At 69.7% G+C, this 12,094-nt stretch carries 11 protein-coding genes; 4 read left to right on the top strand and 7 right to left on the bottom strand.

The window, feature by feature from the left end; translation table 11 throughout:
- The first annotated feature begins 163 nt into the window (after nucleotides 1–163).
- Nucleotides 164–1,480 (top strand): helix-turn-helix domain-containing protein, encoded by a 1,317-nt coding sequence (locus BR07_RS23605; protein ID WP_081821138.1) that lies wholly within the window; start codon nucleotides 164–166, stop codon nucleotides 1,478–1,480.
- Here the strand turns inward: BR07_RS23605 and BR07_RS0106515 are convergent.
- Complete coding sequence (locus BR07_RS0106515) at nucleotides 1,443–2,639, bottom strand: metallophosphoesterase (protein WP_027504738.1); 1,197 nt, start codon at nucleotides 2,637–2,639, stop codon at nucleotides 1,443–1,445. The two genes, BR07_RS23605 and BR07_RS0106515, sit on opposite strands and share 38 nt — an antisense overlap.
- A 155-nt stretch (nucleotides 2,640–2,794) precedes the next feature.
- Between BR07_RS0106515 and BR07_RS27315 the strand changes: the two genes are divergently transcribed.
- From BR07_RS27315 to BR07_RS23600, 3 genes are all read left to right on the top strand, one after another.
- The gene (locus BR07_RS27315) at nucleotides 2,795–4,201 is read left to right on the top strand and encodes a hypothetical protein (RefSeq protein ID WP_027504737.1); all 1,407 of its coding nucleotides are present in this window, start codon (nucleotides 2,795–2,797) and stop codon (nucleotides 4,199–4,201) included.
- Entirely contained in the window at nucleotides 4,198–5,004 is an 807-nt protein-coding gene (locus BR07_RS27310) for an ESX secretion-associated protein EspG (RefSeq protein ID WP_027504736.1), read from the top strand. Before BR07_RS27315 ends, BR07_RS27310 begins: the two co-directional genes overlap by 4 nt.
- A 61-nt stretch (nucleotides 5,005–5,065) precedes the next feature.
- Nucleotides 5,066–5,626: a hypothetical protein gene (locus BR07_RS23600; RefSeq protein WP_051613116.1), complete on the top strand. Its 561-nt coding sequence runs from the start codon at nucleotides 5,066–5,068 to the stop codon at nucleotides 5,624–5,626.
- Nucleotides 5,627–5,648: 22 nt separating this feature from the next.
- Here the strand turns inward: BR07_RS23600 and BR07_RS0106495 are convergent, their stop codons facing one another.
- From BR07_RS0106495 to BR07_RS23595, 6 genes are all read right to left on the bottom strand, one after another.
- Nucleotides 5,649–6,392: a siderophore-interacting protein gene (locus BR07_RS0106495; protein ID WP_027504735.1), complete on the bottom strand. Its 744-nt coding sequence runs from the start codon at nucleotides 6,390–6,392 to the stop codon at nucleotides 5,649–5,651.
- A 15-nt stretch (nucleotides 6,393–6,407) separates the two neighbouring features.
- Nucleotides 6,408–7,271 carry an HAD hydrolase family protein gene (locus BR07_RS0106490; RefSeq protein WP_027504734.1) on the bottom strand — a complete coding sequence of 288 codons (864 nt, stop codon included), beginning with the start codon at nucleotides 7,269–7,271 and terminating at the stop codon, nucleotides 6,408–6,410.
- 39 nt (nucleotides 7,272–7,310) lie between these two features.
- A complete protein-coding gene (locus BR07_RS0106485) occupies nucleotides 7,311–7,958 on the bottom strand; it encodes an SDR family oxidoreductase (protein ID WP_027504733.1) in 648 nt (215 codons plus the stop codon).
- A 97-nt stretch (nucleotides 7,959–8,055) separates the two neighbouring features.
- A complete protein-coding gene (locus BR07_RS0106480; RefSeq protein ID WP_027504732.1) occupies nucleotides 8,056–9,321 on the bottom strand; it encodes an ABC transporter permease in 1,266 nt (421 codons plus the stop codon).
- Entirely contained in the window at nucleotides 9,321–10,520 is a 1,200-nt protein-coding gene (locus tag BR07_RS0106475; protein WP_231476227.1) for an ABC transporter permease, read from the bottom strand. The genes BR07_RS0106480 and BR07_RS0106475 overlap by 1 nt, the downstream gene beginning before the upstream one ends.
- Entirely contained in the window at nucleotides 10,517–12,094 is a 1,578-nt protein-coding gene (locus BR07_RS23595; RefSeq protein ID WP_051613115.1) for an ABC transporter ATP-binding protein, read from the bottom strand. Before BR07_RS23595 ends, BR07_RS0106475 begins: the two co-directional genes overlap by 4 nt.

Below are 12,094 nucleotides of genomic sequence, written 5' to 3'. Positions count from 1 at the left end.
TCGATCGTTGACACAGTGGCCCACCTCACATCTCGGTGGCACTCACTATGGTCACTCCGCACAGTCGGCGATATGGTCTCCGCGCACGAAAAGGGTCATGCCGTGGGCACCAATTTCGGTCAAACCGCTCGAACCGTCGGGCGCTGTGCGCAAAAATGCGCGCATGGCGTCGCCGTCGATCGGCCGTGGATCGGGGCTGCATCCTGTCCGCGGACGGCTGTCGGCGGAGGAACGAGCCGCGATCCAACGCGCGTGGGCGACGCTGATCCCGGAGGCGGACGCCATCGCCGACTCCATCACGTTGGCCCTGTTCGAGCAGGACCCCGACTATCTCCAGGCCGGCTCCGACATCACGGCCGTGGTCCGTCGCAGCACGCGGGAACACATCCGTCTGGGGCTGCGCAAGCTCAGCGGCACGCAGCACGGTAGCGAGGACAACACCGAGGTGTGGCGGCGCACGGGTCGCGAACGCGCGCGCCAGGGCATCCCCATGGAACTCGTGCTCAAGGCGTACACCCTCGGTAGTCGAACGTTGTGGGAGGAACTCGTCAACGCTCGCGGCGCGAATCCCGGGCTGCTCGAGCCGCGACTGCTTCTCGTCGCCGGCCAACGGTTGTGGCACGCACTCGATGCGCAGAACACGATTCTCGTCGACTCGTACCGGCGTGAGACCGCACGGATGCAGCAGCGCGACGTCACGAAGATCCTCGCCGTTCTCGACGGCTTGCGCGACGGGCGCGGAGCCGATCCCGCGTTCGTCGTCGATGCGCGGAACACACTGGGGCTCACCGCACAGCATCGGATCGCGTGCGTGGTGGGCCCGCTGTCCGAGCGAGGTGACCCACCCCTGACCTCACCGGAGGACGCCGTCGACGGCGTGACATCACTGTCGCACTGGCACATTCGCGACGGGGTTCAGTTCGGCGTCGTGTGCCCGGCCAAGGCGGACCTCAGCTCGGTGGCGGAGGCTCTCGCCGCACGCGCGGTCGGACCGGTGGGCATCGCCGCGTCGACGGACGGACTCGTGACCTTCGCCGCCGCGTACCGAGCTGCCGCGCGCACGGCGGCCACCATCGGCGCCGGCGACACTCCCGCCGCGGTGGCCACGGACCGACTGCCCCACATCGTCATGTCTGCCGACGACGAGATCTCGGATCTGGTCGTGTCCCACGCACTCGGGTCGCTGAACGGACACCCGCCCGCGCAGCGGGAGGTACTGCTCCGAACTCTGGCGCACGTCCTCGCCACCGACGGTTCACCCACCAACGCCGCCAAACTGCTGTACTGCCATCGGAACACGGTGATCTATCGGCTTCATCAGGTCGAGGAACTGACCGGCCGATCCATCACCGCGCCGGACGACCGGCTCCTCCTCACCCTTGCCCTGGTCCGCTCCGGGCACTGGGCGGACGCGGTGGCCGGCGTCGGCGCCGCCGCGACCGTCACACCAGAGAGCTCGACCGCAACGTCAGCACGGTGATCTCGCTCGGTGCGAAGACACGGAACGGTGGACCCCAGAACCCCGTGCCCCGGCTCGTGTAGAGCTGCGTGCGGGCGCCGTGTCGGCTGAGACCGTGGACGACCGGTTGATCGAGTCGGACGAGCAGCCCGAACGGCCAGATCTGTCCACCGTGCGTGTGCCCGGAGACCTGCAGATCCACTCCCGCCGCCACGGCCGCGTCGATCTGCTTCGGCTGATGCGCCAGCAGGAAGATCGGCAGCGACGGTTCCGCGTCCGCCAGCGCGGCGGTCAGATCCGCGCCGTGACCCACCTCGCCCGACCCGCGCGCGGTCCTGTCGTCCACCCCGGCGACGACCAGCCTGTCACCACCGCGCATGACGGTGATGTGCCTGTTGTGCAACGAGTCCCAACCCAGTGACGTCATGTGGTCGAGCCACTCCTGGGCCTCGCCGAAGTACTCGTGGTTGCCCGTGACGTAGACGCGTGCCGACTTCGCGTGCACTCGTTCCAGGGGCGCCACCTGCTCGCGTCGACGCTCCACCGACCCGTCGGCGAGATCACCCACGTGACAGACGATGTCGGCGTCCTGGCGATTGATCTCCGCCACGACGTCGGAGGACCAGACGGACCGTTCGATCGGCCCGTAGTGCGTGTCCGTCACCAGGACGACGCGGAGCCCGTCGAGTCCGGCGCCGAGTCGATCGAGCGTCACCGTCACGTGCTTCGTGCGCGGCAGCCGCATCGCCTCGCGTCGTCCCCAGACCGCCAACGCGACGATGACGGCCAGCACGGCGCCGGCGACGATGCGTGATCGCAGCGGATCGTCGACCCCGACGATGCCGAGCCCGAGCCGTACGACGAGCCCGATGATCGACCACACGAACGCGATCCACACCAGTCCGAGCAGGGTGTCCCCGATGCGGGCCCACCGGTCGGAGTGTGCCCGGCCGTGCCCCTTCGCCATGCCGATCACGAGCGCGGCGGCAGCACCGACCGCGACCACCGTCGCGATGATCCTCGCGGCGATCGGCCAGTCCGCGCCGGTGAACGCGAGAGTCCACAGCGGCGTCCCGAACAGGATCGCGAGAACGACTGTCACGACGGCGAGCCGGCCCACGGGCGGCCCGCCGGACGGAGTGCTCTCGCGAACCTCGCCCGGCACTGAGTGGTCCGACATGGTGCACGTTCCTTCGGTGTCGGGAGCGTCGGCGATCTCTCGAGGAGCATCGCCGCGCGTGGGAGAGACGCGTCAACCGTACGCGGAACCGTGCGGCCGGTCCGCGCGTCGAATGTCACGGGGATCGTGGCACCGCGGTCGGGGAGGACACGAACATGGGGTTCGACATCACGGGGGTGATCGGTGCCGCGGGCGAGACGATCTCGGACGCGGCGTCGGAGGTGGCCGACTTCGCGACGGGACACGACAGCGACGCAGCGGAGTCCGCGGCACGACTGACGGCGGAGTTCCACGCCGACGACGCCGTCCGGGTCGCCCGCGAGGCCGTCGACAGGTCCAGGGTGGGCGACACGGCGAGCGGCGCGAGCGTCGTGGTCCCGGAGGCGTTCGACGGGATGTCGCACCCCGAGATGTTCGCGTACACCACCGAACTCACGCCGGAGCTCCTCGATTCCGGTGCCGCGATGTGGCGCGAGGCCCACACCCGGGCGACCGCACTGGTGTGGACCCTGTGGAACGACCTCGGCGCCGTGCTCGGGACCGACTGGCAGGGCGCCGCGGCCGACTCCGCGCTCGCCGCGATCACCACGTACCGCACCGAGTCGTTGCGCACCCTCGACCTCATGGACATCGTCGCGGGCAAGCTCGAGCAGTCCCGCGACGGGTTCGCGCTCACCCGCGCCACCATGCCCGCCCCCCAGTCGTTCACACCGTCGGACTGGGCGCGCACCGCGATGACGGCCGCGTTCCTCGGACCCGTCGGCGCGGCCGGATCGATCACCGCGATGATGGCCGAGGAGGAGGAGCGGCGCGCCGAGGCCGTGGCGGTCATGAACGGCACCTACGTCCCCACCGCCGTCCGAGCCGATCACGGCGTGCCGGTGCTCACGCCGCCGGGAGATCCGGCGAGCGGGTCCGCGTCGGGTTCCTCGTCCTCGGCGGCCGGTGGCATGCGCGGAGGTGTCGACGCCGCATCGCTCGGTTCGACGGCACTCTCGTCGCTCGCGGCGACTCCCGCACCGACCACGGCGGCGTCGGTCGGCGACTCGACGCCCGTCGCAGGGCCACAGCCTGCGGCCGCCGCCCAGAACTCCGCGGGAGCAGGCACGAGCAGCACCCCGAACGGCGCAGCTCCGCCGTCGGGTGTCGCACCCGTGAGCACGGCACCGGTCGGCCCGTCGGGATCCCGGCCTGCCCTGACTTCACCCGCGGGCTTCGGGCGCGGCTCGACCCCCGCCGGGTACGGGACGGCAGGGCAGCGGTCATCGGCGGGATCCGGTGGGTCGGGCGCGCGGACACTCGGTCCGGGATCCTCGTCCGGGCGCGGCCCCTCGGGCGGTACCACCGGCCCCGTCCTGCAGAGCGCGACCTCAGCCGGCGCGGGCGGTTCCGGCGCGGGCACCCGCGCGGCGGCCTACGGACCGGGCGCGATGATGCCGGGGAGCCGCGCCGGTGGAGACCAGGACGGCGACCACACCACGGCGGGGTACCTCGTCACGGCGGACAACGGCGACCGCCTGGTCGGGGAGCTCCCACTCGTCGCTCCCCCGGTGATCGGATGATCGTTCGAGCGGCTCCCACGGGGGTCGCCTCGTGGCACCTCACGTCACTCGAGTTCGCCGTACTCCTCGACCGGATCGGCCGCGATCGAGTGCCGTTCCCCTTCTCCTGGACCACGCGCGCCCGCACAGCCGCGGATCTGCGTGCGGAACGCGAGGCCGCCCGCCGCCGCCTCGGCGACCGATCGCTGCTGGCCGCCGCGTCCCTGCTCGGCGGACCCGGACTCCAGGTCACCGCCTGCGGGGTGGAGTCGGGCGATCGACGCGTGCGCATCCGAGCCGCAACCTCGTACTCCGCAAACCCGCTCCATTCCGACCGGCCTCCGGCCTTCCCGCTCGCCGTCGTGGTGGTCCAGGACCCGGGACCGACCTCCGACACCGGCGGCACGGTCCACGTCCACGCCGTACCACCGGAGCGCATGACCCACACCCTCACGGCGGCGCTGCCCCACCGCCGCGCGGGACGGGTGACGCCGTCGTCCGTGTCCCGCGACGACGTGGTCCGCGCTCCGTCGTCCCACCTGCACGATTCGCGTGGCGACACCGACCGCGATCGCGTGATCCACATCCTCGACGGGCCACGGGAGGGGCTCGGTGAGATCGTCGTGGGACACGGCGGCGACGGCCCGCTCGAGGCGATCGCCGGCAGACGGTGGATCGACGCGCTCGGTGACGGGCGCTACCTGGTGCACGCGACCGACGTGGTGGCGGTGCTGCCCGCCACGGCCCAGACCATCGCGGCGGCGCTCGACGACGAGATCCGACGGGCCGGTGCGGTACCACCGGTGACGGGTACACGCAGCTAGGGTTGGGCCATTGAACGCTGCGGCGCTGACGCGTGCGCGGCCGATCGAGAGGACTGGGCAGATGAGCGATCGCTACCCGCGCGACTCCGACAACCGCGACGTCGGCAACTACGGCTACGACGACCGCACTCGGGCCTACGGTCGGCAGGAGCCCTACGCCGAGCCCGGTGGTCAGCGCTACGCGCCACAGAAGCCCGCATCGTCCGGACTGAAGTTCGACGTCGGCCCGTTCATCGGCGGAGTCGTCGCCACCGCCATCACCACGTTCATCGCAGGATGGGTGGCCACGGCTATCGTCCAGGCCGTCTACAACCGCACCGGAACCAGCGTGTTCTGGATGTACGGACTGGAGGATCCCTGGATCGCCGGTGTGTACGGCGCCCTCGCCGCGATCCTCGCCGGAGCGTTCATGCTCCTGCTGTTCCAGGCGGTGCCGTCACCGAACACGTTCTTCAGCTGGATCGCCGGACTGGTGGTCGTCGCGATCATCGTGCTGCCGTTCCTCGCCGCAGGAGCGATCACCGCTGCGTTCGGCTCCGCGATCGTCAACGGCCTGATGGGGTTCGTCATCGTGGCCCTGCTGTCCACCACCGCGGCCAAGACGTATCACGGTCGTCCCTGACGGCCCCCGTCGTGCGTGACGCTCAGGGAATCCAGTACCCCTGAGCTTTGACCGACCTGCGCGGAACGCGGTAGTCGGACTTCAGGATCGACGCGATCGAGCGCGTCGTGACCGTGTCGCACGCGACCCATGCGGCGTGGCGGGACGCGTCGAACGCTGCGGCCGAGACGGCCTCCACCATCGAGGCACCGTCGTCACGCCGTCGTACTCGATGGACCTGCGTGGCGCTCGTCGCTGCGAGCGGGAGCGCGTCGTCGCCGTCGTGCACGGTCTCGAGCCACAGAGTGACGGGAAGATAGTCGGGCAGTGCGGCCAGCAACGAGTTCACCGCGGGAAGTGCCGCGCTGTCTCCCGCGATGAGGTACCCGGCGGGAAGCGGGTCCGGTACCGCGTATCTCGAGCCCTGGAAGGTCGCCTCGAGGGTGTCGCCGGGGGCAGCGCGTCGTGCCCAGTGCGCGGCCGGACCGTCGTGCAGCGCGAACTCGAGGTCGAAGCGGTCGTTCTCGGGGTCCGGGTTCACGACCGTGTAGGCACGGTGGTGCAGCGAGGCACTGCCGTCGTCAGTGGGAAACCACAGGCGCAGCCACATCGTGGGATGCACGGGCTTACGCGTGAACAGTTTACCCGCGGAGACCGTCAACCGACGGTAGTGCGGGGTGACGTCCTCCGCCGCGAGAACGGTCAGCAGCACGTCCGAGCCGCCCATCAGCTTGAGGACCGTGCCCTGCCAGCCCTTGGTCTGCTCGCTGGTCGCTGCGTCGGTCATGCAGCTGAGGGTAGCCTAAGCCTGACCGACGTGGGAGTGTGCCAACTCCTCGAGGTACTCCGCGATGCCGTCGTCGTCGTTGCTCGCGACCACCCGATCGACGAGAGCCTGCACCTCGGGGATGGCATTGGACGGACAGATCGCGGTGCCGGCCCACGCGAGCATCTCCAGATCGTTGCGTGCGTCGCCGGCGGCCGCGACCTCCCGCCGGGCGATGCCGCGGCGCTCGCACAGCGCCGCCAGAGCGGTCGCCTTGGACACTCCGCGCGCGGCGATCTCCACGTAGGGCGCGCCGGAATGGGTGACCGAGACATCGTCGACACCGCCGGCAAGCAACCCGCGGTAGAGATCCACGCTCGGCACGGTGGCGTGGCGGGCGACGATCTTCACCATGTCCTCTGGCAACCACGGGAAGGCCGGAGGCCGGTCGCTGTCGGACGAAAAATCATCACCCACGACAGTGTCCATGGTGGACGGGTCGCGGTGATGGTCGGAGAACACGCACAACGCGGCGTAGCCCGACTCCGCGACGAACGAGGTGGGTCCGACCGCGGCGACGACGGTTCCCGGTACGAGGGCGCGCACCCGGTCGACCGCGGCCTGACCGACGGCGACGTCCATCCCCACCGTCTCGGTGATCACGGGTGTCCCGTCGGCGAGATCGATGAGGACGGCGCCGTTGGCGCACACCGCAATTCCGCGGAAACCGCTCTGCTCGGCGAACTCGTGGACGGAGTGCCGAGCACGGGCGGTGGCCCACACCACGTCGATCCCCGCGTCTCGCGCTGCCGCCATGGCGTCAGCGGTGCGCGCAGAGATGGTCCGGTCGGAGCGCAGCAGCGTCCCGTCGAGATCGGTGGCGAAGAGTCGAACGGTCACCGGGTCAGCCTCTCACCCGGTGACCGTTCCGACCGGGAGTCAGCTCAGCGCGTCGGCGATGGGCGTCTCGCCCTGGTCGAACTCGATCATGCGGCCGGCGGTGGACGGGGTGTCGAGCACGGTGGCGATCACCGCGGCCACGTCGTCGCGACTGACCGAGGCGCCCGTCGCTCCCTGCTCCTTGGTGGTGATGGAGCCGGTGCCGGCGTCATCGGTGAGGCCGGACGGCGCGACGATGGTCCAGGACAGGTCGCTGTTCTTCAGGTGCTGATCGGCCTCGGCCTTCGCCTCGGCGTACGCGTAGAAGGAGTCGTCCGGGGAGACACCGTGATCCGGTCCGGCACCGAAGTACGACACCAGCACGAACCGCGGGACGCCCGACGCGGACGCCGCGTCGATGCAGCGGATGGCGGCGTCGCGGTCCACGGCGTACGTGCGGTCGGCATCGCCACCCCCGGCGCCGGCAGCGAAGACGACGGCGTCGTGGCCGGTCACGGTTCCGGCGATCTCCTGGGTGGTCTGCGCCTCGACGTCCGCGACGACGGCGGTGGCGCCGGTCTTCTCGATGTCGGCGGTCTGATCGGGATTGCGGATCAGCGAGGTGACCTGGTGCCCACTCTCGGTCAGTATCTTCGCGAGCTTCAGGGCGATCTTGCCGTGGCCGCCGACGACTGCGATGCGTGACATGAGTTCCGGGTGTCCCTTCTTCGAGCACGGGCGGCCGTACGACCGTCCACGGAGGGGGGTTCCCTGCTGTCGGCGCCCGACAAACATCGGACGCCGATCAGGGATACGGTCTGCCCGCCGCGGCGGGACCACGCACCTTCCCGACGAGCCCGGCGACCGCCAGGATGGTGACCACGTAGGGCAGCATCAACATGAACTCGCTGGGTACCGGCGAGCCGATGATGCCCAGCACGTTCTGCAGGTTGGACGCGAATCCGAACAGCAGGGCCGCCAACGTCGCACGGACGGGATCCCAGCGTCCGAAGATCACGGCGGCGAGGGCGATGTAGCCGGCACCGGCGGTCATCTCCTTGCCGAACGCACCGACCGACCCCAGGGTGAAGTACGCGCCGCCCATGCCGGCGATGGCGCCCGCGAGGCAGACGTTCCAGAAGCGGGTGCGTGCGACGTCGATACCCACGGAGTCCGCGGCGCGCGGATGCTCACCGACCGCGCGCAACCGCAGGCCCCACCGCGTGCGGAAGAGGCCGACGAACACGGCCGCCACAGCGATGTACATGACGTACTCGATGACCGTCTGCCGGAACAGCACCGGACCGATGATCGGGATCTGCGAGAGCAGCGGAATCTCGATGCGGGGGAAGCGCGGCGGCGTGTTCAGTGTCGCGGCGCTGGGGACCAGCACCTTGGAGTACAGGAAGCTGGTGAGCCCGACGACGAGCACGTTGAGCACCACGCCGACGATGACCTGGTTGACGAAGTACCGGATGGAGAACACCGCGAGGACGCTGCCCACCAAGGCTCCTGCGACGAGTGCCGCGGCGAGACCGACGTACGGCGACCCGGTGAGCGTCGCGACCACCGCGCTGACGAACGCGCCGCCGAGGAGCTGGCCCTCGATGGCGATGTTGATGATGCCGACGCGCTCGGAGACGACGCCGCCGAGCGCACCGAAGATCAGCGGCGTGCTGAGGGCGACGGTTCCGAGGAGCAGGCCCGGCACGGGAATGGTCTCGCCCACCGCGGACCACGTGAGGAACAGCAGGACGAACGCGACGGCGAACACCGCGGTGACCGCCACCGGTGTGCGCTGCCCCGCCCGGGTGCGAACCGCACTGACCAGCGTGAGGGCGGCGAGCAGGATCACGAGCGCGATGCACGTGGCGCGCGCGGGCAGCCCCACGTCCGGCAACCTGACGAAGTCGCTGTCACTGGCCAGGGAGAACGTGCTGGTGCCGCTGTCGCCCCGCAGCCCGAAGGCCAGCAGCGCGACGACGGTGACGACACCCAGGACGACGGGAAGCTTCCAGGAGGCGGCGGGACGGGACCCGGCGTCAGGAGGAGCCGTGGCGAGTGTGCTCATCAGCTCACCCCTTTCGCTCGAGGTTCGGGTAGTCGGAACACCGCTCGCACCAGGGGCGGCGCGGCGATGAACAGGACGATGACCGACTGGACGACGAGCACGATGTCGATGGGGATCGACTCCGCGGCCTGCATCGCGAAGCCGCCCGCCTTGAAGGCTCCGAACAGGATGCCGGCGGCGAACACACCCCACGGACGCGAGCGCCCCAGCAGTGCCACCGTGATGGCGTCGAATCCGATGCCGGCGTCGATGTCAGCGGAGAAACCCGTGGTGACGGTACCGAGTACCTGTGCGACACCGGCGAGCCCGACCAGAGCACCCGACAGGACCATCGCGTAGATGTACACGCGCTCGACCTTGATGCCGGCCACGCGGGCCGCGGAGGCGTTCTCCCCCACGACGCGGAACCGGAAGCCGACGCTCGACCTCTCGAGCAACCACCACACAGCTGCGGTCACGGCGATGACGAGGACGAATCCCCAGTGCAGCGAGTACTTCGATCCGAACAGCGACGGCAGGATCGCGTCGTCCATCATCGCGGGCGTCTTGGGGTTGTTGGAGCCGGGTGCCTGCAGCGCGCCGGGAGTGCGCAGCAGGTACGAGATCAGGTAGAACGCGACGTAGTTGAGCATGATCGTCACGATCACCTCGTGCGCGCCGGTCCGCGCCCGCAGCAGTCCGGCGATGCCGCCCCACAGCGCGCCGCCGACGACACCGGCCAGGATCGCGACGATGAGGTGCACGTAGGGCGGCAGGTCGAAGGTGAACCCGACGTAGCCGGCACACGCGGCGGCGATCAGCATCTGGCCGCGGCCGCCGATGTTGAACATGCCGACCCGGAACGCCAGCGCGACACCGAGACCCGCGGCGATCAGCGGGGTGGCGAAGGTGAGGGTCTCGGTGAGCGGACGGATACCGTCCGCGAACCGAGGCCGTCGGAAGTTGTAGACACTGCCCTGGAAGAGCGCCGAGTAGGCGCCCCAGACCGAGTCCCAGATCGCGGAGAGCATGTCCGTGGGCCGCGAGAAGAAGTAGCCCGCCGTCTCACGCACCTGCGGATCGGTGACGGCGATGAGAATCGCGCCGACCACGAACGCCATCAGGACCGACAGCAGGGACAGCAGCACACTGCCACTGGCGATCTTGCGCAGCACCGACTCGGACGTGGACGGCGGCGTCGCGGTGTCCGTCGCGGTCACGCGGCTCCCTCGGTGTTCGCGTCGGTGGAGTGGCCTCCGGCCATGAGCAGTCCCAACTCTTCTCGTGAGGCGTCGCCGGACACGATGCCGACGATGGCGCCTCGGTACATCACCGCGATGCGGTCGGCCAGCGCCGACACCTCGTCCAGCTCGGACGAGATCACGATGACGGGGGTGCCCGCGTCCCGCGTCGCGACGATGCGCTTGTGCACGAATTCGATGGATCCCACGTCGATTCCGCGCGTGGGTTGCGACGCGATGAGCAGGCGCAGATCGCGCCCGAGTTCCCGTGCGAGCACGACCTTCTGCTGGTTACCGCCCGAGAGTCTGCCGACGGCCGTGTCGATGCTCGGCGTGCGGATGTCGAACTCCGACACCTTCTCCGACGCGAACGACCGGAGGAAGGACCGCACGATGCTGCCACGAGCGGAGAACGGCCCGCCGTGCGACCGGTCGAGCATGAGGTTCTCGGCGATGGTGAACTCGCCGACGAGTCCGTCCTCGGTGCGGTCCTCGGGAACGAAACCCACACCGGCGTCGAGCACAGACTTCACGTCGCGACCGACCAGCGAGGCACCGTCGAGCGTGATCTGACCGGTCATCGCCGGATGCAGACCCAGCAGTGCTTCGGCGAGCTCCGTCTGACCGTTGCCCTGCACGCCCGCGATCGCCAGGATCTCGCCGGCGCGCACCTCGAAGGACACGTCGTTCACCACCGGGCCGGCAGCACCCGGAACCGTCAGGTTCGACACGACCAGCGCGGCATCCCCCAGCTGCGCCGGGTCCTTGGCGACGCGCAACTGCACGTCGCGACCGACCATGAGGGACGCCAGTTCGCCGTCGGTGGCGGTCGGCTCGGCCTGGCCGACGACCTTCCCGAGGCGGACGACGGTGATGCGATCGGCGACCACGCGCACCTCACGCAGCTTGTGCGTGATGAAGACGATGGCCGTTCCCGCCTCGGCGAGCTGACGCATGATCGTCATCAGCTCGTCGGTCTCCTGCGGGGTGAGGACCGCCGTCGGCTCGTCGAAGACCAAGATGTCGGCCTCACGGGAGAGCGCCTTGATGATCTCGACGCGCTGCTGCACGCCGACCGGGAGATCGCCCACTGTCGCGTCCGGATCCACGTCGAATCCGAAGCGGGCCGACACCTCCCGTACCAGCGCACGAGCCGCGTCGAGGTCGAGGCGACCGCCGAACGTCGTCTTCTCGTTGCCCAGGATGATGTTCTCGGCGACGGTGAACACCGGGATCAACATGAAGTGCTGGTGCACCATGCCGATCCCGGCGCTCATCGCCTCGCCGGGGCCGGCGAAGGTGCGCCGCTCCCCGTCGATGAGGATCTCGCCCTCCTCCGCCCGGTACAGGCCGCTGAGAACATTCATCAGCGTCGACTTCCCGGCACCGTTCTCACCGAGCAGGCAGTGGATCTCCCCCGCCTCGACGGTCAGATCGATGTGGTCGTTGGCGACCAGGGAACCGAAACGCTTGGTGATGCCCCGGAGTTCGAGCTTCGGCAGGTCGTGCCCGGGGCTGCTGTCGAGCGTGGACGCGGTGTCGTTCGACGCCAT

It is taken from the genome of Rhodococcus sp. UNC23MFCrub1.1 (assembly GCF_000686025.1).
Lineage (GTDB): Bacteria > Actinomycetota > Actinomycetes > Mycobacteriales > Mycobacteriaceae > Rhodococcoides.
Note: the sequence above shows the minus strand (reverse complement) of the source record. Positions and strands in the feature narration are given on the sequence as shown.